The following is a 19997-nucleotide window of genomic DNA, read 5'->3' on the forward strand; positions in this document are numbered from 1 at the left end:
GACCTATTTTGGTCAACATGAAGACTCCGCCACTGACTCAAGAGCTTGCTGAGTTGCCTGTCCGCCTGGAGGCATTGCTGGACGTACCTGTGCAGGCATCAAGGCCGAACACCTCTGCGGATAAAGGCTGGGATGAGGGATTGATCGCAGGAGGTTGGCGTTTCCAGGTGGCAGCCAAGACCCAGGGCAGCCCCATGGCCGTGCGTACGGCCATTGCCCATATCCAACGCGCCAGCCCATCGCTGGGCCAGGGAGAACTCCCCCTGCTGGTCGTGCCCTACATGGGCCCGCTCGGCGTGCAGGCTTGCCAGTCTGCGGGCATCTCCTGGGTGGATCTCTCGGGCAATGCATCCATCAAGGGGCCGGGCCTCAGGATCCTGGTGGAGGGGAAACCCAACCGTTTCCTAAGGCCGGGGCGAACCTCCAGTCTTTTCGCCCCCCAGGCTTCGCGCCTGGCCCGATGGATGCTCATGCACCCTGGGCAGGCCTTCAGCCAACAGGAGCTCAGGGATCAGATCCATCTGGATCCTGGCTACCTGAGCCGCCTGATCAAGAAGCTGTGCGCGGAAGGGCTTCTCCTCAAGGACGGTTCCGGAAACATCCGGACCGATCAGCCTGACCTGCTTCTTCAGGCCTGGCATGACGGCTACCACATCCAGGAGGAGGAGCGAATCCTGGGCCACCTTCCCGCAAGGTCTGGCGAGCATGCGCTGGAGCAGGTCGTACGGCGTCTGGGAAATGGATCCCTTGAGTATGCGGTAACGGGGCTCGCGGCGGCCTGGCTACACACCCGGTTCGCGGGGTTCCGGCTGGTTTCGCTCTACATGGACCCGACGCCAGGCTTTGACCTCGCAAAGGAACTGGGGTTCGAGAGGACGGACCGCGGCGCCAACCTCTGGATCATCCGGCCCAAGGACACCGGGGTGTACCAGGGGAAGACCCGTGTGGACGGGACCCCGGTCGTTCATCCCGTCCAGGCCTACATGGACTTGAAGGACCACCCCGAGCGGGCCTCCGCGGCTGCTGATAACCTGCGTGAGCGATTCTTGTCCTGGAACCACCGTGCCTGAAAAACCCGCAACCTTTGAAGGCTACCCCCAAGGCCAGATCGCCCTGATCCACAGCGCCTGCTTGACATTGGCCACCCGGGTGGGAGACCTGATGGAAGACCTGGTGATCATCGGGGGCGTGGCTCCATCCCTGCTGATCCCGCAGGAAGGCGTCGGGGAAGGTCATGCCGGGACCTTGGATCTTGATGTCGGCCTTTCCGTGGCCATTCTGGACACCAGGCGGTACCAGGTTCTCGCCGAACGCATGCGTGCCGAAGGTTTTCGTCCGGAGCCGAACCCAAAGGGCAATCCGGCCCGGCAGACCTGGGCCCTGGAAGGGCAGGACCGGGTCACCTTGGATTTCCTGATTCCTCCCAGCCGGGATGGGGATCAGGGAGGCCGGCTTCGAAACATCGAACCTGACTTCGCGGCCTTCATCATTCCCGGCCTGGACTTGGCCTTTCGCGACCGGCGCTGGGTGGATCTTTCGGGGTGGACCTTGAGGGGAGACCGCGCCAGGCGCAGCATCCCCGTCTGCGGGCCGGGTTCCTTCGTGGTGCTGAAAGCTCTTGCATTCCGCATGCGCGGCGAGCCAAAGGATGCTTACGACCTTGTGTACCTTCTTCGATTCCTCGGCCTGGAGCCTGTCGTGGAAGTGGCCCAGATCATGGAGACGATGCTGGACCATCCCTCGGCCCGGGAGGCCCTGGGTTACCTAGCCCAGGACTTCGATGGGCCGGACGCCTTCGGTCCCGGGGCCTATGCTCGTTTCCTGGGAGAACCCGCCAGCGACGCGCTTCGTCAGGATGCCGCGGGCGCGGTGCGCTTGCTGCTGAGGCAATTGCCTGGAGGCCCCGAAGCACGCTGAAAGGTGCTTCACTCCGCCGCCGATTCGCCATTGGCTTTCTCGGGATTGATCTTCTCCCCGAGCTTGGGATGCTTTCCTGGACGACGGTTCCAGTCGTTGGGAGATTCTTGGATCCGAGGTAATGATCAGCCCATTCCCGGTACGCTCCGTCCCGATTTCGGGACACAGGAATTCAGTGAAGGCGCAGAAGTGCAGCTTTAACAGCACCCTATTTATGGCATTTTTGTTGCTATTGAAGATAAGAGGTGTTGCGTGTCTAGTTCGAAAAGCCTTTTGGCTTTCAAGGCCTGAGTCCCGTCAAGTGGTGTAACAAGAGCGGCCAGCGAAGCGCCGCCGTACCCGTATGAACAAATTTCAATGAAATGCTGCTGCTGATGGACCTTTGGCCGGGGCGGTGTGGGAAACGCGCCAGCGTTTTCCAGGCGAAGCCCGTGGGTGTGGGAAGGTTGTGGACCCGGAGGGCGCCCCGCAGGGGCGTTGCCTGTGGACCCGAAGGGCGGGCTGAAAGCCCGTTCCGCGCAGCGGAATCCAGCAGGCAATCCAGCAGCCTTTCCATGCCCGCGCACCGCCCCGGCCGGGTGGGTCGCGACCTGGCCCCGGTGCCATCACACCCTCGCTTTCAGGTATGGGAATGGCGCGGCGGCCCACTCGGCGTGGTGATCCGCCAACAAGCTCCCAAGCAGGCGAAGCACAGCGGCCCGGTTCGGGAAGATGCCGACCACATCGGACCGTCGCCGCAATTCGCGGTTCTCCCGCTCCAGGACGTTGGTCGAATGGATCTTTCGCCAGTCGGCCTTGGGGAAGTTCATGTAGCCCAGAACGTCCTCCACGGCCTCGTCCAGGAGCGCGGCGAAGCTGGGATGCTCGCGCTGGGTTTCGTGGGACAGCGCCTTGAACAACTTCATGGCTTCGTCCTTGTCCGGTGCTTGGAAGGCCTGCTTCAGGCGCTCCAGGAGCGCATCCTGGGCGGCTTTGGGCAGCTTCACGGCTGCATTGCGCATGAAGTGCACCCGGCACCGCTGCCAGGAAACCCCGTTCAGGACCCGCCGTACCGCCGCCTTCAAGCCGGTGTGCGCGTCCGATACCACCAATTCCACCCCGGTCAGGCCACGTTTGATCAGGCTCTCCAGGAAGCTGCTCCAGGCCGACTCCATCTCGCCGTCAGCCACTTCCAGGCCGAGCACTTCCCGGTAACCCTGCTGGTTGACCCCCATAGCGACCAGGACCGCCAGGCCCACCACCCGTTGTCCCTCCCTGACCTTGGGATACATCGCGTCCAGCCAGATGTAGCGGAAAGGCCCCTCCAGCGGACGTTCGCGAAAAGCCGTCACCTCCGTGTCCAGTTCCTTGGCCAGCCTGGAAACCTCGCTCCTCGACATCCCCTTCGCCCCCATGGCCTCGACCAAGTGCTCCACCTTCCGGGTGGAAACCCCCGCCACGTAGGCTTCCGAGACCACGCTCATGAAGGCCCGTTCCCAGTGCCTGCGTGGCTCCAGGAAATCCGGAAGGTAGCTCCCTTGCCGAAGCTTCGGGATTTTCAGAGCCATGGTTCCCAGGCGGGTCTCCCAATCCCGCTCCCGGTAGCCATTCCGGTGGTTCTCCCGCAGCGGCGAACGCTCCCCGGCCTCGGCCTGGCAGAGCGCCGTGACGTCGCTGTCCATGATCCGCTCCAAGGTCGTCATCACCAGCTGGCGCAGGAAATCCCCGCTGCCTTCCTCCAAAACCTTGCCCAGGGCCACAAGGCCCTCCACACTGTCTCTGGCCATCGTTTTCCGCTCCTATGTTCGTTCGGCAAAAACAAACATACGGGGAACGGTGGCCACCTGTCTGCCTACCCGGCTCTTACACCACTCTCTGGGACTCTATCGAAAGGGAAATAGGTGCCTGATGCACTCAATTCGAGTTCGCGACCCACCCGCCCGCGGCCCGTGCACGGGAATGGAAAGGCTGATGGATTTCCTGCTGGATTCCGCTGCGCGGAACGAGCTGCGCTCGCCCTCCGGGTCACACAGGAAACGCCCCTGCGGGGCGCCCTCCGGGTCAACAACCTTTCCACACCCGTGGCCTTCGGCTGGAAAACGCTACGCGTTTCCCACACGGGCCGCTGGCATGAAGCCATCATCAGCATGGGATCTTTTTCGCTTTGAAATCGGACCCGGCGGCTACGCTTCGCTGGCCGCCTTAAGTCCCCAAGGACCCCGGGAGGGGGGTCAATAGTTTTGACGCCTGGGGGGTCAATAGTTTTGTCGCTGGACAACGAGAACTCATTTGCCCAGAGGAACGGGGGTCTCTCCTCCACTTGGCCCACCCTCGCGCGCTTGAAACCGGGTGTTTCCATCGCCCAGGCCCGGGCAACCGTAATGGCGATGGGGAGCCAATTCCAGCCTGCACCGCAACCGAACATCGAGGTCAGCGGCATTAACGTCCGCCCTGCATTCAATGATCGCAAGAGAGCGCTTGAGGAGCGCCTGCCAGCGCCCTATGTCCTTCTTTCGGTGGCTGGGATTCTGCTGCTGCTGGCCTGCGCCAATGTCACCAACCTCCAATTGGCCCAGATGGAATCCCGGCGACAGGAGTTCGCCGCCCGAATGGCCCTTGGCGGCCGGGGAAGCACAATCTTTCGCCAAGTAATCGGTGAGCACCTTGTCATCAGTGCGTTGGCCAGCGTTGCGGGCATAACTATTGCAATACCAATTTTTAAATTTATCGAGCGCATAAAGGATGTAAAGGCATATGGGACGCCCCTGCCAGTGGAACTCAGCACTTCAGCCATCCTGTTTGCCCTGTTCATAGGGGGACTTTGCGGCCTCGCCACGGCCCTGCCTCCGGCCCTGAATGCATCCAGGCAGGATCTAAACCAGTTGCTCAAGGGCGGCTCCGGAACACTTACCCAAAGAAGCCGGGTAAGGGATGGATTGGTGGTCCTTCAGGTCGGGCTTGCCCTGGCTCTTGTGACCAGCGGAACCATAATTACGCGCAGCTTGGACCGAGCCCGGACCCGTGATTTGGGATTCAAGACCGCTGGCGTTGCGGCCCTGAGGGTTGAATTCATGGAATCGGGACCCGGCGGAGGCAAACGGAACGAGGAAATCCTCCTGCGTCTTCAGGAACGCCTTCGGGCCCTCCCCGGAATCCGAACCACAGCTTTCGCAAACGGCCTTCCAATGGAGACGGGTCGGAAAACGATCAGTAATGTGGGAAGCCTTTATTTTCAAATCCTTTTCGTAGGGCCGGACTACTTCAAGACCTTGGGGATCCCGGTTCTAAAGGGACGAGAGTTCATGGCCTCCGATCTCATCCCGGATTCGAGGGTCGCGGTCATAAACAGGGCCTTGGCCCAAAAGCTTTGGCCGGGTCAAGATCCCGTGGGGATGCTTACGCGAAAGGACGGAAATACCGTCCTGGGCGTTGTTGCTGACCATGGCGTCGATCCAGGGAAAAGCATTCATGAACCTGTGCTGTTCCTACCAAGGAGTTCAATGCTGGACCGGGCAGGATGCCTTCTCTTCTCCCTGGAGGGGAAGTCAGAGGCCGTTTTCCCGCTTGTTCGGCAAATGGTGCGGGACATTGATCCTGATCTTCCGATCCTCCAGTTGGGTGCACTTGATGAGCACCTGGACGGCTTGTACCACGACCTCCGGGTGGCGTCCTGGTTGCTTGGCTTTTGCGGGATGGTTTCCCTTTGCCTATCAGCCATGGGGGTGCAGAGCCTCCTGGCCTTCCGGGTGGCGCGGCAGACCCGCGAAATCGGAATCAGAATGGCCCTTGGAGCGGCTCATTGGGAGATTCTTCGGAAGGTTGTCCTGCGTGGCATGGCCAGTGTCCTGGTAGGACTTGCCCTGGGAAGCCTGGGAGCCTACTGGCTTGGGCAGGCCCTACACGGATTCTTCACTGGGGTTGAGGCCTTGCATCCAGGTAGCCTTCTGGCTGGCATCCTTGTCCTTTTCACGGCGTCCTTCCTGGCATGCCTAGGCCCGGCCATGCGAGCAGCCTCCGTGGACCTCGCAACGGCCATCCGACAGGAATGAATTTTCTATTGTTTTGAGAATCGCCCCAAAAGGGTCGGGAGCTTCCAGACCCCAGCTACCTCCGCCGCGTGTATTCCATTTCCATGTTCAGTTTGTATTCGCCATCCTTGCCCTTCGTATACATTGTCATGACCCGGCGATCGGGACCGTGTTCGACGGTGACTTCCTTGTACGAGGTCATCTTCCCGTCCATGCCGGGGCCATCGAACGACATGGTGACTTCCCGGCAGTCATCCTTGCAGGTGCCCACGGGCAGGGCCAGTCCGGTGACCATGGAATCGATCCAGGTGCCCACGTGCTGGTGCCTGGCGGTGTCATAGCCGAAGATCCCGCGCCCCTCGAAGGGCATGCCCATGAAAACGGACTTGAACTCGGACGTGAGCCAGAGCCCACCCGGCACAAGCTTGTTCACCTCTGCACCTTTGGACACCATGGGTGGCTTGCCGGGGGCGCCGTACCCTTTCACCACCACATCCCAGGTGCCTTCCGAGCGTTGGAGCGCCAAGTGGTGGGAGGTGGGCTTGGGAAGGGGCATGCCCGGCTACCGGGATGCAGCCCCTTCCTCCCCCGCCAGTAAACGGATCATCAGGGACACGAAGGTTTCATTGCTGGTCCAGATGAAGCGTGCGGGAGGCAGGCCGCCTTCGATGAGTGCGGGCAGACTGGCATCCAAGGCTTGGCGGAACTTGGGATGAACCGAGGCTTCGGCAAGACCCAGGTCCTCGGCCTTGGCCAACAGGGCGAGGATTTGCGAAATCAGGGGATAGACGGTCATCCAGGGGTAGGGGGCAAGGGCCTTCCCGGCCCCCAGGAACTGGCGGAACGGGTCATCGAGGCGGTAGCGCTTTTCCCTGCCCACGCTTCGCACCTTCACGTGGCCCGAACGAGCCATGTCCACCATGGCGTCCTGGACGTTTTTCTGAGAATAGCCTGTCTGGCGGGCAAGTTGGGAAGGTGTCTGCTCCCGGCCACCGCATAGCCATGCCAGGATCTCGCAGCGTGCAGAACTGCCCATGAGCGCCCGAAGGGATAGGATCAGCGCGGCGGGCTCCTCCGGGGGGAAAGGACGGGTCTGGCCACGGAACGCGTAGATTTCCCGCCGCAGGCCCTGGCGAAGGAAGACGGGATCCGGTGGACCGACCTGGGGCAGCGGAGCCCCCTCCAACGTGAAGAACAGGGGCTCAGGATTGGGAACCTCATGGATCGGCTCCAGCAGCGGCTTCCAGCGGCTCCCCCCACCCTTGGCACAACCGAGTTCCGTCAGGGCGGCCAATTGCCGGACCACGGGATGGTGCGCGCGGAGCGCTTTGAGCCGGGGGATGGCGAGGAAGGCCTCGTTGGCCATGCACCAGTCCAGGATGACGTCGAAGAGCCGGGCATCCCATCGCGCCTGTTCCAGCGAACACAGCAGCAGCGCCTCCGGATCGATGATGCGTCCGTTCGCACCGCCATAGCCGGCGACGCCCAGGGCGGACCACTGGCCCCAGAGGTGGTCCAACAGGGCGCGGCGCAGCCGCCTAGACCATGGTTCGGGCGACATTGGCGAATCCCAGTTCAGTCAGCAGGCGGCCAAGGAGCATCCGGTAGCCCTCGGAGACGTCCTTCTTTAGCGTCCACAAGGCTGCGGCGCGGATCTCTTCCTCCGTGGGCTGGAGCTTGAGCAAATCGTCAATGTGATAACCTCCCCGATCCACCGAGGCCCAGAGTTTGAAAGGAATCTGGTCGGTGCGGCCAATGAAGGAGACGGTGAGGGCCGGGCCGTAGACACGGGTGACCAGACGTTCCTGGAGACCTTCGGGCAGCCCCATCTGGAAGAGGCCGCCTTCCCCGCTGCTCGGCCCGTTGTTCAGCCAATCCTGGGGCAGACCCAGTTCCGTGGCCACCGCCACAGCCGCCGCCTCGAGTCCTGCAGGCAGGGGCTGCGGCGCCACCAGCCGCCCCTCCTGCTCCAGCGCCAACAGGTCGAGATCCCGCGTGGTCCGAGGCACCAGCCCCAGTGCGATCAGGGCCGAGCCGCCGCACGCCACCAGATGCACTGGCGCCGTATCCTCCAGCCGGAGTAGATCCTGAAGTAGGTGGAGGGCCTGTTCAAGCTGAGCCGCGTCCAGGGCGTTGTTCATGGTTTTAGCACTTTCAACTAGTGTTCAAAGCACTATTATAAACTCCCCGTCCACTTTCGCCAGCCCGCATCGATGATTACCGTAATGGGGGGCAGACAAGGCGCGCCGCTTTGAAACCAGAGGGTCGGGGGTCCGAGTCCTCTTGCCCCAAAATAATGTGCTATTCATTCGCCGCATTCTCTGGGAGCTTGGCAACGACCTTGATTTCAAACTGAAAGCCATAGAGCCAGGTCACGCCAATACCCGTCAGGGTTGGGTGTGGGGCGGGCCCCCAGAACTCATGAATCACGGGCCAAATGGTCTCCAGGTGTTTCTCCGGGTCAACGATGAACACCGATACATCCACCACGTCGTCGAAGGTGCAGCCGGCAGCCGCCAGGATGGCGTTGAGGTTCTCGAACGCCAGGCGGACCTGTTGGGCCACATCCGGTTCGGGGGAGCCATCCGGTCTGCTGCCCACTTGGCCGGAAACAAACAGAAAGCCATTCGACTCGACGGCGGGCGAGTAGCGGTTTTGCTCATAAAGCGCCTGGCGACCGGCGGGAAACACAACCTTGCGCACTGACATGGAACACCCCTATGAATGGTGCATGTTACGTGAAGAGCGAAAGGGCTCACCGTTAATTTAGGCGGCCGCGGCCCCACGGATAAACCCGCAAGTCGTACAATCACTGTTTTCGAAATCAGAACAATCATCCGGCAAAGGCAAGGCCCGTATGGATCGTTTCGATGCAATGCAAGCGTTTGTTCGCGTGCTGGAAACAGGCAGCTTCACCAACGCTGCGAGGACCCTGCACATGAGCAAGACCAAGGTGACCCAGTTGGTGCAGCAACTGGAGGCACGGCTGCGGGTCAAGCTGCTCAACCGCACGACGCGACAAGTCCACGCCACCGCCGATGGCGCTGCCTACTATGAGCGGGCGATGCGCCTGCTGGTCGATCTGGAGGATGCCGAGAGCAGCCTGTCCAGCGCCACGGCCTCGCTCAGGGGGCGGTTGCGTGTGGATGTTCCGAGCCCGGTGGCGCGCCTGCTTCTGGTCCCCGCATTTCCAGAGTTCCACGCCCGTTATCCCGAACTTCAGATCGAGATGGGCGTGACCGACCGCATGACCGACCTGATTCGCGACAACGTGGATTGCGTGATTCGTGGCGGGAAAGCCACCCCGGCATCCCTCGTCGCGCGCCATGTGGGCGATCTGCCGTTTGGCGTATACGCGGCACCCAGCTATCTGCAGAGGGTGGGCACCCCACGGCACCCCTTGGACCTGAAAGCGGAACCTCACCGCATCGTCGCCTTTTTGTCCCCACGCACCGGCAAACTGTGGCCCACCACCCTGCGCCAGGGCGATGCACGCATCGAAGTCAAAGCCAGACACGCCCTGGCCGTTGATGATGGCAACGCCTACCTTGCCGCTGGATTGGCCGGTGTAGGGGTGCTCTGGCTGCCCACCTACATGGCCAAGCACCCCATGGCCCGCGGCGAACTCATGCGTTTGTTCCCTGACTGGGCGCCGGACCCCATGCCCCTGTACCTGGCCTTCCACCCCAACCGCCAGGCGAGCATGAAGTTGCGTGTTTTCATCAACTGGGTCGTCGAGGTCATGGCAGAACACATGACCGATGTCCCGGAATCTGCCACTGCAAATAGGCAGTAAAACGGGTCTGCGAAGGGCGAGGGCTCGGTTGGCGTCCGTCTTGACAATTATATAACAAGGCATATAACTTGTTAAGCTATTGGAGCCCGCATGGACGACGTCATCAAGGACCTGGGTCATCTCGCGCTAGGCACGCGCTTGAAGCGGCTTGGCGACCGGCTCCAGATGCAGACCCAGGTCATCCTCGACGAAGCGGGAGTGCCGGTGCCCGCTTCGCACCTGCCACCGCTGGCGTGCCTGAAAAGACGGGGTGCGTTGACGGTGGGGGAGCTCTCCCGGTCCCTCGGCGTGAGCCAGCCGGGCGTGACGCGCATGGCCCGGAGCCTGGAGGAGGCGGGGCTGGTCCGCTCGAGGGCGGCGGCGGACGACCGGCGCGCCCGGGTCCTGGAGCTCACCCCCGCAGGGCGGAATTTGTTTGCCCGGCTTGAGAAGGGCACCTTTCCCGGGATCGAGGCCGCGGTGCGCGAAGCCTGCGGCGAGGCCACCGGCAACCTGCTCGAGAACCTCGCGGCGCTGGAAGCGGCCCTGGAGCATTTGCCCCTCGCCGGCCGCACCCGCCGCCCTGCGCAAGGAGGAAGCTGACATGGGAGATCTGGACCGGCCCGTCTGGGCATCGCTGACCACGTTCCACCGGGCCCTGTCGGAGGGCGATGCCCGCGCGAGGCGGTTCCTGCGCGACGTGAACCTGTTCGCATCCGCCCGGGACGACGGGGAGGAGGCCCAGGCGGGGTTCGCGGACCTGGTGCGTCCCGGGGAGCATGTGTACCTCCTCCAGGTGCCGGCCATCACGGTGCCACCCGGCCTGCGGGCGGCCCGCACCGCCAAGGGCGTGCAGATGGTCGCCACCCGCCCCCTGGCGGCCGGGGCGGATGGGGAGATCGAACCCCTGACCGACGCCGACGCGCCGGAGATGCTCGCCCTCGCCACGCTCACCGAGCCGGGGCCCTTCCTGCCCCGCACCCACGCCATGGGGCGCTTCCTCGGCATCCGGCGCGGGGGCAGGCTCGTCGCCATGGCCGGGGAGCGGATGCGCTTCCCGGGGTTCACGGAGGTGAGCGGCGTTTGCACGCACCCCGATTTCCGCGGCAAGGGCCTGGCCCGGCGGCTGTCGGCGGCGGTGACCGCCGCCATCCAGGCGCGGGGGGAGATCGCCTTCCTCCACGCCTGGGCGTCCAACACGCCCGCCATCGCCCTTTACGGGACCCTCGGTTTCGATCTGCGCGCGGAGGTGAACGTGGCCGTGCTGGAAACCCTCATCGCCCCGTGAGGGCGGCGGCGCCCTCCGCGGGCGCCCGCTTCCGGGTGGCCCCCGCGAACAGCGTGGGGTTGAGCGCGATGGAGATGATCGAGCCGGCGATGATCAGCTGGTAGCCTTCCTGGGTCAGCAGGCCCACGGCCATGGACAGGCTCGCGAGGATGAAGGAGAACTCACCGATCTGGGCCAGGCCGGCGGAAACGACGCGGGCCGCGTCCGTGCCGAAGCGCATCAGGCGCATGAGCAGGAAGGCCGCGGCGGTCTTGCCCCCCAGGACGATGGCCAGCACCCAGAGCACCTTGACGGGGTGCTGGACCAGGACCCGCGGGTCGAAGAGCATGCCGACGGAAACGAAGAACAGCACGGAGAAGGTGTCCTGGAGGGGTTCGATCTTGTTCAGGATGCGATGGCTGCTGGGCTGGCCATTGACCAGGGCGCCCGCCAGGAACGCGCCCAGGGCGAAGCTGACGTTGAAAAGGATGGCCACGAGGTAGGCCAATCCCACCGAGATGCCCAGGATGGCCAGGGTGAACAGCTCGCTGGAATTGTGCCGGAGCACTTCGTGGAGGAGCCAGCGCACCCCCCGGGTGCCCGCGAAGAGCATGAGGGCCGCCAGCACTCCGATCTTGAGGAGGGCCAGGAACACGAGCTTGAGGACGGTCAGGAAGGTGGACCCGCCCCCGCCCTGGACGCCCTGCATGGCCGCGAGGGTGGGCAGGAGGAGGAGGACGACGACGCAGACGATGTCCTCCACCAGGAGCCAGCCGATCGCGATGTGCCCATGGGGATGCTTGCTGAGGCCCCGGCTTTCCAGGGCCTTGAGCAGAACGACCGTGCTGGCGCAGGAAAGGCTGAGCCCGAACACCAGGCCCGAGATGAGCGGCCACCCCCAGGACCGGGCCAGCCAGGTCCCCAGGAGGCTGGCCACGATGATCTGGAGCACCGCTCCCGGCACCGCGATCTTCCAGACCTTGCGCAGGTCCTGGAGCGAAAAGTGCAGGCCCACGCCGAACATGAGCAGGATGACGCCCACCTCGGCCAGCTCCCCCGCGGCGGCGCTGTTGCCCACGAACCCGGGCGTGTGCGGGCCCACCAGGAGGCCCCCCAGCAGGTACCCCACGATGGCCGGGATCCGGAGGCGGGCCAGGACCAGCGCCAGCACGAACGCGGCCAGGAGGCCGAGGGCGATGGTCGGCAGGATGGAATGGGTCATGGGGCGTCTCCGGGGGGAGGCGGTTGAGCCTTTATCGGAACAAACCTGGTTTCCATTCTTGGATGCGCCTCATGGGCCTTTGGGTATCGCAATTATGCACCCGCCCCGGTGGCTGGGCATCCGGGTTCGGCGTCGGGACCCCAGCCGCTGCCGATGAAGGTGAACAGGCTCTTCGCGGCGGCTTCGATCTGGAGGAACCCTTGGCGGATCCCGGATTCGATCTGTTCGTGGAGTTCCGCGCGGGCTTCCGGGCTTCCTTCGGCTTCCAGGTCCTGGACGAACAGGTCCGCGCACTGCGTGGAGACCTTCTGGAGGATCGCCTTCCTGCGCCCGGCGGCCCATTCCGCCGGGAAGGCTGTCTCCAGGCCCCGGACCGCCCTGAAATAGGCCCTTTCGGCCGAACGCCTCGGCCCGCGGGGACCGTCGATCACGGCATGGAAGGAACAGAACCCCGCCTGGGCCTCGAGGAGCGCCTCCCATGCCCGGGCCTCCGCTTCCGTCTCGTCCACCAGGGGCGGTACCGGGAAGGCGGCCACCCCGCGCAGCCCGAGGCGGGCGGCCCGTTCCTCGGAGGGGGCCATGACCTCCAAGGCGGCCGCGGCCTGCTTGTCGTCCCCCAGACGCCGGTAGAGGTGGACCAGGAACCTCCCCGAGGCGAGGGTCTGCCGGGTCCACAGGTCAACCTGCTGCGTGAGCTTTCCAGTTGCTTGCTTCATTGGGATCCAGTTCTGCATGGGCGGGCGGGCCCGGACCGGGGCCTCCCGCGAAAGGGCTCTGCGCCGGCGGCCCCCTTCCGGGGGGACGCCTGGCCTGCGCGATCGGGGATGGATGGGACCTAGGCGCGGTGCGCCGGCGGACCGCGCTTGCCGGCCGCTTCCGGATCCATTCCCCCGGGCGTCCCTTCGGAACCCCATGGCAGGTTGCACGCCACCACCCCGGCGGCGGGCGGCCAGTTCACGAAGCCCAGGGGCGCCGGCTCCCCCATGGGGTGCGGCCCGGGTCCATCCCCGGCCCGCCCGGGGAGCTTGCGGCGCACATCGCCCTCGGCGCGGGTGGATGGTTTCTTGGCCATTCCCCGCCCAGGGGCCGGGGACGCCAACCCGCCGCGAAGACCGTGGACGCCCACGAAGGCGCCCTCCGTCAACCCCGCCGCGCGGCGCCAGGCGCCGTGGACCGGCCCGCAGGGGGGGCACGATACGCCCAACCCGGCGAGGATCGCCAGGATCATCCACAGCTGATTCAGGAACATGCCCACGCTTCACTGTAACCGCAAGGCCCATCCATGCCGAACCCGGCGGCGCGTTCACCGCGAGCTGGGCTACAGTTGGGGTGCGGCTTGCCGCGCCGGAGGCACGCCCATGGGCCCCACCTTCTACTGGCATGACTACGAGACCTTCGGCGTGGACCCCCGGGTGGACCGGCCGGCCCAGTTCGCCGGCCTGCGCACCGACCTGGACCTCAACCCGGTGGAGGCGCCCCTGGAGCTCTGGTGCCGCCTGTCCCCGGACTACCTGCCCCACCCCGAAGCCTGCCTGCTCACGGGCATCGGTCCCGCAACCGTGGCCCGGCTGGGCCTGCGGGAGGCGGAATTCATCACCGCCATCCACACCGAAATGGCGCGGCCCGGCACCTGCTCCGTGGGCTACAACAGCCTGCGGTTCGACGACGAGGTCACCCGCTCCACCCTCTTCCGGAACCTGATCGACCCCTACGCCCGGGAATGGAAGAACGGAAACAGCCGTTGGGATCTCCTGGACGTCCTCCGCCTGGCCCGGGCCTTCCGCCCCGGGGGGCTGGCCTGGCCGGACCAGGAGGACGGCACGCCGTCCTTCCGCCTGGGCGACCTCACCCGGGCCAACGGCATCCCCCACGGGGAGGCCCACACCGCCCTGGCCGATGTGCGGGCCACCCTCGCCCTGGCCCGCCTCCTGAAGGCCGCCCAGCCCCGGCTCTGGGACTTCGCCCTCAAGGCGCGCAGCAAGCAGTGGGTCCGCGCCCAGGCCGACCCCGGGCAGCCCCAGGCCCTCATCCACGTCTCGGGCATGTTCAAGGCGGCCCAGGGATCCTTCTCCCTGGTGTGGCCCGTGGGGGACGTGCCGGACCGCCCCAACGAGATCGTGCTCTGGGACCTGCGGATCCCCTTCGAGCCGTTCCTGGACCTGGACGTGCCGGCCCTGCGGGAACGGATGTACGCCCGGGCCGAGGACCTCGCCTCCCGCGGCTGGGAGCGCCCCGGCGTGAAGACCCTGCACACCAACAAGTGCCCCATCGTCGTGCGGGACCTGCGGCTGCTGACCCCGGAGGTGGCCGAACGCCACGGCCTGGACCGGCCTGCCCTGGAGGCCCGGGGCGCCGCCCTCCAGGCCCAGGGGGCCTTCCGCGCGCGCCTGGTGGAAGCCTGCATGGCCGCGCACGCCGGGCCGGCCACCGCCGACCCGGATTTCTCCATCTACGGCGGCTTCTTTTCCGACGCCGACCGCGCATGCCTGGACCGGATCCACCTGGCCGCGCCCGCGGAACTGGCCGCGCTGGAACCCACCTTCAAGGATCCCAGGCTCCCGGAACTCTTCTTCCGGTACCGGGCCCGCAACTGGCCCGAACTCCTCACCCCGGCGGAAACGGCGCGCTGGACGGCCCATTGCCGGAACCGCCTGGAGCGGCCGCCCCTGGAAGGCCTGCTGGGCCTGGAGGGGTTCCGCGAGGCCCTCGCCAGGGCGCGGGAAACCCACCCGGACCGCGGGAGCCTGTGGGAGGAGCTCGAAGCCTGCCTTCCGTCCTCCGAGGCCGCAACCCCCGGGCGGTGAACGACCGGGGCGCCGGGAACGGATAGGGAGAATTGAGCGGCCACCGGTTGCCTTTGAAAAAGCCGGGACCCGGCCGCGCCCTTTCGTCATAACTTCGAGAAACAGTCGTGGTGCGGGTTCCCGGGCCCCGTTTCCGCGAGGGCTGCGGAAAACCCTCCGGGCCGGGCATCCCATTTCCCCCCCTGGAAGGGGATTCCGGAGTGCACTCAAAAAGTGGCAGCGGGACGTCCGACCGAAGTGCCGGCTACTCCCCGGCCAGGATGGCCTCGGGCATGGGCTCGTCCTCGTGGCGGTTGAGCACCTCGTTGAAGCGCTTCCAGTCCAGTTCCTTCTCCCAGATGGCCATGATCACGGCCGCCAGGCAGTTGCCGATGTGGTTGGTGATGGCCCGGGCCTCGGACATGAACTTGTCGATGCCCAGGATGAGGGCCATGCCGGCCACGGGGATGCCCGGCACCACGGCCAGGGTCGCCGCCAGGGTGATGAAGCCCGAACCCGTGACCCCCGCGGCGCCCTTGCTGGTGATCATGGTGACCACCAGGATGCCCAGCTGCTGGCCGAGGGTGAGCTCGATGCCCATGGCCTGGGCGATGAAGATCGAGGCGAGGGTCATGTAGATGTTGGTGCCGTCCAGGTTGAAGGAATACCCCGTGGGAATGACCAGGCCGACGATGGATTTCGACAGGCCCAGGTGCTCCATCTTGGTCATCAGGGGGATGAGCGCCGATTCCGAGGAGCTGGTGGCCAGCACCAGGAGCAGTTCGCCCTTGATGTAGCGCAGGACCTTGAGGATGTTGAACCCCGCCAACCGGGCGATGGTGCCCAGCACCAGGAAGACGAAGAGGGCGCAGGTGACGTAGAAGAGGCCGATGAGCTGGGCCATGGGCACCAGGGACTTCAGGCCGAACTTGCCGATGGTGAAGGCGATGGCCGCGCCCGCGCCGATGGGGGCCAGGTAGAGGATCTGCTTCATGACGCCGAAGAACATCTTGCTGATGTTCTCCAGCATGGCCAGGAGCGGCGCCTTGTGCCGCTCGGGGAGGGCCGCCAGCGAGAAGCCCAGGAGCACCGAGATCAGGAGCACCTGGAGGATGTCGCCGTCCGTGAAGGCGCTGAACAGGGTCTTGGGGATCATCTTCAGGAGGTGGTCCGTGACCGTCATGTGGGCGGCCTGGGTCAAGTAGCCCGCCACGAGCTTGGGGTCGAGCTTGGACGGATCGGCGTGGAATCCCCGGCCCGGGCCGAAGACGTTGGCCATGACCAGCCCGATCACCAGGGCGAAGGTGCTCACCACCTCGAAGTAGAGGATGGCCTTGGCGCCCACGCGCCCGGCCTTCTTGATGCTGCCGGCGCCCGCGATCCCCAGCACCACGCTCACCAGGATCACCGGCGGGATCAGCATCTTGATCAGGGAGATGAACCCGTCGGCCAGGGGCTGCATCCGGACCGCCACGGCCGGGTAGAAGTGCCCCAGGAGGGCGCCCAGCACGATCATCACGGCGACCCAGTTGTACAGCTTGGAGGCGAACCTCTTGACCATGGGGGCTCCTTCCTGGAATCAGGGATGCGGATGGCCCTGGAGGGGCCACCGGAAGCGGGTGGGCGCATCCTGGACCCGCCCAGCCGTCACGGCGGACACCTTGGGTTTCGGACTTATCAATTCGGAAATAATGCAGGAGTGGGACATTTCAACAAATGGGTCGTCTATCGTGAAAAAGCTATTGTTTTCAAGGCATCTCTAAAAAAGAGGAAGGATTCCTTTTTCCACTGATTTGATAAATTCAGAATCGATTTTGTGACAGCCGACCGGGTGTGACCGGCCAAAAAAAACCGGAACCGCCTGGGCGGTTCCGGTGCAAGTCCCCTTGGGGGGGGAGGTGGCTAGATCAATAGCCGACGATGTGGAAGTCGTCGATGCAGACCCGGCCGTTGGCCAAGGCGTCCGTCCGGTAAATCTCGAACCGGATGGGCTGGTTCACGCCGACGGTCCAGGTCACGGTGGTGGGCGTCGTGCCGGTGGGCGTGAAGGTCTCGGACAGATTCACCCAGTTCACGCCGGCGTTGGTGGAGTACCGCAGGCCGAGGGTTCCGATCGTCGTATCGGTCGTGTACTTCGCAAGGCTGATGGAAACGCTCTGCGCGCCGTTGGGCCAATCGAAAGCCATGGTCATCTTGCCCGTGGCCGAGGTCGAGGCGTTCCGCATGCGCACGCCCTGGAGACCCACGAAGTTGTCCGCGGCGAGGCCACCGTTGGCGGCGGATTTGCCGACCAGCGCGTCCGTGAGGTTCCAGACACCGGTCTGAAGGGCCGGATTGGGCGTCCCGGTAGCCCAGGAACCCTTCGTGCCGATCTCGAAGCCTTCATACATGTCGTTGGCGGGAACGGTGTTGACGACCAGGGCCGCATCGGCGCTGGGGGCGGTCAGGGAGCCGGATCCGGCCGTGTTGGTGACCACCACCGAATACGTTCCGGCGTCCGCGGAGGTGACGTTGGTGAGCTTCAGGGTGGCGGTGGTCATCCCCGGCAGGTCCACGCTGTCCTTGCGCCACTGGTAGGTGATCGTGCCGTTGCCGGTCGCGGCCACGGTGAAGAACACCGCGTTGCCCGCGAAGACGGTCTGGGACGCAGGCTGGGTGGTGATGTTCGGGGCGGTGGGATCCAGGGTCTTGATGCTCACGACCCGGGAGATGGAGCGGGTGTGGTTGGCCGCGTCGGTGGCCGTGAAGGTGGCCGTGTAGGAGCCGGCGGCGGTGTAGACGTGGGTGGTCGTGGGCGTGGTGACCGCGGCGCTGCCGTCGCCGAAGGTCCAGGAGGTGCTGGTGATCCCGTCGGGATCCGGCGTGGCCTGGCCCTCGAAGGGGATGGCATCGCCCACCAGGCCGTTGTAGGTGTTGATGGTATTCACGGCGTTGGTGGTGTTGTGCACGTGGGTGAACGTGGAGTCCCAGCTGGGCTTGATGATGTGGACGTTGGGGACGTTGGGGCCCTGTTCGAGGGTGTTGCCCCAGCCGGTGACGTCCACCACGGAGGTGAAGGTCGCGGGAAGCGGGGAGGACGGGGCCGGGAAGAAGTTCAGGCCGGTGAGTTCCTGGACCCGGTCGACGGTGGTGGCGAACTTCCAGAAGTCACCGGCGACCATGGGCACAGCGGGTCCTGAGGTGCCCGAGACGGTCGTGCTGTGGGGGACGATCAGGGCCAGCACCTTGGGGACGCCCGCGGTCTCGCGGACCAGGATCTTGTAGAAGGCGGTGGCGATGGGGATGTTCTTGGTGCCGATGGGGTTGACCAGGGGGGTGGAGTAGATGGGTCCGGTGTAGATCCACACCCGGCCGAAGGCGGTGGTCAGGTTCTGGGTGGTGAGGATCTCGAGGTCGCTCCAGGCGGCATCGTTGAAGCCGGCCTGCACCTGCGGGCACATGTTGGACATGTACATGGTGGAGGCGCCCGCGTCCGCGCCGTAGACGTCGCGCAGGTTGGCGAACTGGGTCTGGTGGCCGCGGCTGTAGCCGGTGCCGGTGTAGTCGCCCGAAGCCAGGGAACCGGTGATGCGGGTATCCGTGGGGTAATCACTGGGACGCGTGAAGGACCAGGGGGCGCTGGGGAAGAAGCACGCCGAGGACCAGACCGGGCCCAGCTTGCCGGTGTCGTAGCCCACCCGGAAGGAACCGGAGGGGTCGGCGGGGGCGGTGGTGATGAAGGAGGGGACGACGGTGTACACCCGGCTGGTGTCGGTGACGGTGGGGTCGCCGGCGTAGACGGGCTTGGGCGCCACGACCGAGAGGGTCGCGGGGTCGCTGACCACGGAGGTGGTGCCGCTGGTGACGGTCACCGTGTAGGTCTGGCTGACGGTGTGCAGGTCGGTGGCGGGGATCGTCAGGGTCGGGGAATCGGTCCCCACCACGGTGCCGGCGCCGTTCTTCCACTGGTAGGACAGGTTCGCGCCGGTGGCGGTCACCGAGAAGGTGGCGCCGTCGGGGGCCGTGACACCCTTGGACTGGGGCTGGACGGTGATGGCGACGGCAACCGGCTTGGGCGTGACCGTGAGGGTTGCCGCGGCGCTGGTGGTGGCGGCGGTGGTGCCGTTGAGGGTGTTGGTCACGACCACGGCGTAGTCGCCGGCGTCGGTGAGGAGCACGGGGCTGAAGGTGAGGGCCGAGTCGGTCTTGCCGTTGATGGCGGTGCCGTTGAACAGCCACTGGTAGGTGAGCGTCCCGTTGCCGGTGGCGGCCACGGTGAAGGTGGCGGGCTCGCCTTCCAGCACGGTCTGGGCCGCGGGGCCGGTGCCGATGACCGGGGCCGCCGCGGCGGGCAGGACGGTGAGTTCGGCCGCGGCGCTGGTGGTGGACGCCGTGGTGCCACTCAGGGTGTTGGTGGCGGTGACGGTGTAGCTGCCGGCGTCGGCGGCGGAGACGGGGGACAGGGTGAGGGTGGCTTCGGTCCTGCCGTCGAGGGCGACGCCGGCCTTCAGCCACTGGTAGGTGATGGTGCCGTTGCCCGTGGCGGCGGCGGTGAAGGTCGCCGAGGCGCCCTGCACGACCGACGTGGAGGCCGGGCTGGTGGTGAAGACGGGCGCGTCGGCCCGCGGGACCACCGTGACCACGGCGGCGTTGCTGGTGGTGGAGGCCGAGCGGCCGTTGACGGTGCTGGTGACCACCACGGTGTAGCTGCCCGCGTCGGTGGTGGTGACGGGGTTCAGGGTGAGGGTGGCCGAGGTCTTGCCCAGCAGGGACGCCCCGCCACGGCGCCACTGGTAGGAGAGGGACTCGCCGGTGGCGGTCACGCTCAGGGTGGCGCTGCCGCCTTCGGCCGCGTTCATGGCCTGGGGCTGGGCGGTGATGACCGGCGCGGCGACCGGAGCGGCCGGATCGTCCTTGCTGCTGGAGCAGCCCAGCATGAGGGCCGGAAGCGCCAGGGCGCCGAGGGCGAGCGCAGGTACGAGCAAGCCGCCAGTGACACAGAAGGGTCGTGCGAAACGAGCCAATGCCCGTCGGATGTTCATCGTGG

At 65.6% G+C, this 19997-nt stretch carries 18 protein-coding genes; 8 read left to right on the forward strand and 10 right to left on the reverse strand.

Annotated elements, in window-relative coordinates; translation table 11 throughout:
• The first annotated feature begins 17 nt into the window (after positions 1 to 17).
• Positions 18 to 1070 carry a type IV toxin-antitoxin system AbiEi family antitoxin gene (locus ACZ5LB_RS12405; RefSeq protein WP_464606309.1) on the forward strand — a complete coding sequence of 351 codons (1053 nt, stop codon included), beginning with the start codon at positions 18 to 20 and terminating at the stop codon, positions 1068 to 1070.
• Positions 1063 to 1917 (forward strand): hypothetical protein, encoded by an 855-nt coding sequence (locus tag ACZ5LB_RS12410; RefSeq protein WP_464602536.1) that lies wholly within the window; start codon positions 1063 to 1065, stop codon positions 1915 to 1917. Before ACZ5LB_RS12405 ends, ACZ5LB_RS12410 begins: the two co-directional genes overlap by 8 nt.
• A gap of 605 nt (positions 1918 to 2522) precedes the next feature.
• Here the strand turns inward: ACZ5LB_RS12410 and ACZ5LB_RS12415 are convergent.
• Entirely contained in the window at positions 2523 to 3683 is a 1161-nt protein-coding gene (locus ACZ5LB_RS12415; RefSeq protein WP_464602537.1) for an IS256 family transposase, read from the reverse strand.
• A gap of 594 nt (positions 3684 to 4277) precedes the next feature.
• Between ACZ5LB_RS12415 and ACZ5LB_RS12420 the strand changes: the two genes are divergently transcribed.
• The gene (locus ACZ5LB_RS12420; RefSeq protein WP_464602538.1) at positions 4278 to 5945 is read left to right on the forward strand and encodes an FtsX-like permease family protein; all 1668 of its coding nucleotides are present in this window, start codon (positions 4278 to 4280) and stop codon (positions 5943 to 5945) included.
• Between the two features lie 55 nt (positions 5946 to 6000).
• On the opposite strand, the gene ACZ5LB_RS12425 is transcribed toward ACZ5LB_RS12420, so the two are convergent.
• The 4 genes from ACZ5LB_RS12425 to ACZ5LB_RS12440 all read right to left on the reverse strand — a co-directional run bounded on the left by ACZ5LB_RS12425 (position 6001) and on the right by ACZ5LB_RS12440 (position 8633).
• Positions 6001 to 6480 carry a DUF1579 domain-containing protein gene (locus ACZ5LB_RS12425; protein WP_464602539.1) on the reverse strand — a complete coding sequence of 160 codons (480 nt, stop codon included), beginning with the start codon at positions 6478 to 6480 and terminating at the stop codon, positions 6001 to 6003.
• Positions 6481 to 6486: 6 nt separating this feature from the next.
• Complete coding sequence (locus ACZ5LB_RS12430; protein ID WP_464602540.1) at positions 6487 to 7485, reverse strand: ArsR/SmtB family transcription factor; 999 nt, start codon at positions 7483 to 7485, stop codon at positions 6487 to 6489.
• Positions 7463 to 8065 (reverse strand): DUF6036 family nucleotidyltransferase, encoded by a 603-nt coding sequence (locus tag ACZ5LB_RS12435; protein WP_464602541.1) that lies wholly within the window; start codon positions 8063 to 8065, stop codon positions 7463 to 7465. The genes ACZ5LB_RS12430 and ACZ5LB_RS12435 overlap by 23 nt, the downstream gene beginning before the upstream one ends.
• Before the next feature lie 160 nt (positions 8066 to 8225).
• Positions 8226 to 8633, reverse strand: coding sequence for a RidA family protein (locus ACZ5LB_RS12440; protein ID WP_464602542.1), 408 nt, complete (start codon positions 8631 to 8633; stop codon positions 8226 to 8228).
• Positions 8634 to 8781: 148 nt separating this feature from the next.
• Between ACZ5LB_RS12440 and ACZ5LB_RS12445 the strand changes: the two genes are divergently transcribed.
• The 3 genes from ACZ5LB_RS12445 (at position 8782) to ACZ5LB_RS12455 (ending at position 10987) form a co-directional block, all read left to right on the forward strand.
• Complete coding sequence (locus ACZ5LB_RS12445) at positions 8782 to 9720, forward strand: LysR family transcriptional regulator (RefSeq protein WP_464602543.1); 939 nt, start codon at positions 8782 to 8784, stop codon at positions 9718 to 9720.
• Positions 9721 to 9810: 90 nt separating this feature from the next.
• Positions 9811 to 10302 carry a MarR family winged helix-turn-helix transcriptional regulator gene (locus ACZ5LB_RS12450; protein ID WP_464602544.1) on the forward strand — a complete coding sequence of 164 codons (492 nt, stop codon included), beginning with the start codon at positions 9811 to 9813 and terminating at the stop codon, positions 10300 to 10302.
• A gap of 1 nt (position 10303) precedes the next feature.
• Entirely contained in the window at positions 10304 to 10987 is a 684-nt protein-coding gene (locus ACZ5LB_RS12455) for a GNAT family N-acetyltransferase (protein WP_464602545.1), read from the forward strand.
• Here the strand turns inward: ACZ5LB_RS12455 and ACZ5LB_RS12460 are convergent.
• From ACZ5LB_RS12460 to ACZ5LB_RS12470, 3 genes are all read right to left on the reverse strand, one after another.
• A complete protein-coding gene (locus ACZ5LB_RS12460) occupies positions 10974 to 12188 on the reverse strand; it encodes a cation:proton antiporter (RefSeq protein WP_464602546.1) in 1215 nt (404 codons plus the stop codon). The two genes, ACZ5LB_RS12455 and ACZ5LB_RS12460, sit on opposite strands and share 14 nt — an antisense overlap.
• 92 nt (positions 12189 to 12280) lie before the next feature.
• Positions 12281 to 12904 (reverse strand): hypothetical protein, encoded by a 624-nt coding sequence (locus tag ACZ5LB_RS12465; RefSeq protein WP_464602547.1) that lies wholly within the window; start codon positions 12902 to 12904, stop codon positions 12281 to 12283.
• 119 nt (positions 12905 to 13023) lie between these two features.
• Positions 13024 to 13437, reverse strand: a complete 414-nt coding sequence (locus ACZ5LB_RS12470; protein WP_464602548.1) for a hypothetical protein — start codon at positions 13435 to 13437, stop codon at positions 13024 to 13026.
• Positions 13438 to 13546: 109 nt separating this feature from the next.
• Between ACZ5LB_RS12470 and sbcB the strand changes: the two genes are divergently transcribed.
• Complete coding sequence (sbcB, locus tag ACZ5LB_RS12475; RefSeq protein WP_464602549.1) at positions 13547 to 14992, forward strand: exodeoxyribonuclease I; 1446 nt, start codon at positions 13547 to 13549, stop codon at positions 14990 to 14992.
• A gap of 244 nt (positions 14993 to 15236) precedes the next feature.
• Here sbcB and dctA read toward each other — a convergent pair whose 3' ends face one another.
• A complete protein-coding gene (gene dctA, locus ACZ5LB_RS12480; protein WP_464602550.1) occupies positions 15237 to 16532 on the reverse strand; it encodes a C4-dicarboxylate transporter DctA in 1296 nt (431 codons plus the stop codon).
• A 24-nt stretch (positions 16533 to 16556) separates the two neighbouring features.
• On the opposite strand from dctA, the gene ACZ5LB_RS12485 reads away from it, so the two are divergent.
• The gene (locus tag ACZ5LB_RS12485) at positions 16557 to 16763 is read left to right on the forward strand and encodes a hypothetical protein (protein WP_464602551.1); all 207 of its coding nucleotides are present in this window, start codon (positions 16557 to 16559) and stop codon (positions 16761 to 16763) included.
• A gap of 115 nt (positions 16764 to 16878) precedes the next feature.
• Here the strand turns inward: ACZ5LB_RS12485 and ACZ5LB_RS12490 are convergent, their stop codons facing one another.
• Positions 16879 to 19935: an immunoglobulin domain-containing protein gene (locus ACZ5LB_RS12490; RefSeq protein ID WP_464602552.1), complete on the reverse strand. Its 3057-nt coding sequence runs from the start codon at positions 19933 to 19935 to the stop codon at positions 16879 to 16881.
• Between the last annotated feature and the right edge of the window lie 62 nt (positions 19936 to 19997).

It is taken from the genome of Mesoterricola sp. MK458, from assembly GCF_055384935.1.

What these genes read in the sequence shown, in the direction of transcription:
- ACZ5LB_RS12445 (WP_464602543.1), top strand. Translation starts at nt 8,782, where the DNA reads ATGGATCGTTTCGATGCAATGCAAGCGTTTGTTCGCGTGCTGGAAACA.
- ACZ5LB_RS12455 (WP_464602545.1), top strand. Translation starts at nt 10,304, where the DNA reads ATGGGAGATCTGGACCGGCCCGTCTGGGCATCGCTGACCACGTTCCAC.
- dctA (WP_464602550.1), bottom strand. Translation starts at nt 16,532, where the DNA reads ATGGTCAAGAGGTTCGCCTCCAAGCTGTACAACTGGGTCGCCGTGATG.
- ACZ5LB_RS12425 (WP_464602539.1), bottom strand. Translation starts at nt 6,480, where the DNA reads ATGCCCCTTCCCAAGCCCACCTCCCACCACTTGGCGCTCCAACGCTCG.
- ACZ5LB_RS12440 (WP_464602542.1), bottom strand. Translation starts at nt 8,633, where the DNA reads ATGTCAGTGCGCAAGGTTGTGTTTCCCGCCGGTCGCCAGGCGCTTTAT.
- ACZ5LB_RS12485 (WP_464602551.1), top strand. Translation starts at nt 16,557, where the DNA reads ATGCGGATGGCCCTGGAGGGGCCACCGGAAGCGGGTGGGCGCATCCTG.
- ACZ5LB_RS12460 (WP_464602546.1), bottom strand. Translation starts at nt 12,188, where the DNA reads ATGACCCATTCCATCCTGCCGACCATCGCCCTCGGCCTCCTGGCCGCG.
- ACZ5LB_RS12405 (WP_464606309.1), top strand. Translation starts at nt 18, where the DNA reads ATGAAGACTCCGCCACTGACTCAAGAGCTTGCTGAGTTGCCTGTCCGC.
- ACZ5LB_RS12420 (WP_464602538.1), top strand. Translation starts at nt 4,278, where the DNA reads ATGGCGATGGGGAGCCAATTCCAGCCTGCACCGCAACCGAACATCGAG.
- sbcB (WP_464602549.1), top strand. Translation starts at nt 13,547, where the DNA reads ATGGGCCCCACCTTCTACTGGCATGACTACGAGACCTTCGGCGTGGAC.
- ACZ5LB_RS12465 (WP_464602547.1), bottom strand. Translation starts at nt 12,904, where the DNA reads ATGAAGCAAGCAACTGGAAAGCTCACGCAGCAGGTTGACCTGTGGACC.
- ACZ5LB_RS12430 (WP_464602540.1), bottom strand. Translation starts at nt 7,485, where the DNA reads ATGTCGCCCGAACCATGGTCTAGGCGGCTGCGCCGCGCCCTGTTGGAC.
- ACZ5LB_RS12415 (WP_464602537.1), bottom strand. Translation starts at nt 3,683, where the DNA reads ATGGCCAGAGACAGTGTGGAGGGCCTTGTGGCCCTGGGCAAGGTTTTG.
- ACZ5LB_RS12450 (WP_464602544.1), top strand. Translation starts at nt 9,811, where the DNA reads ATGGACGACGTCATCAAGGACCTGGGTCATCTCGCGCTAGGCACGCGC.
- ACZ5LB_RS12470 (WP_464602548.1), bottom strand. Translation starts at nt 13,437, where the DNA reads ATGTTCCTGAATCAGCTGTGGATGATCCTGGCGATCCTCGCCGGGTTG.
- ACZ5LB_RS12435 (WP_464602541.1), bottom strand. Translation starts at nt 8,065, where the DNA reads ATGAACAACGCCCTGGACGCGGCTCAGCTTGAACAGGCCCTCCACCTA.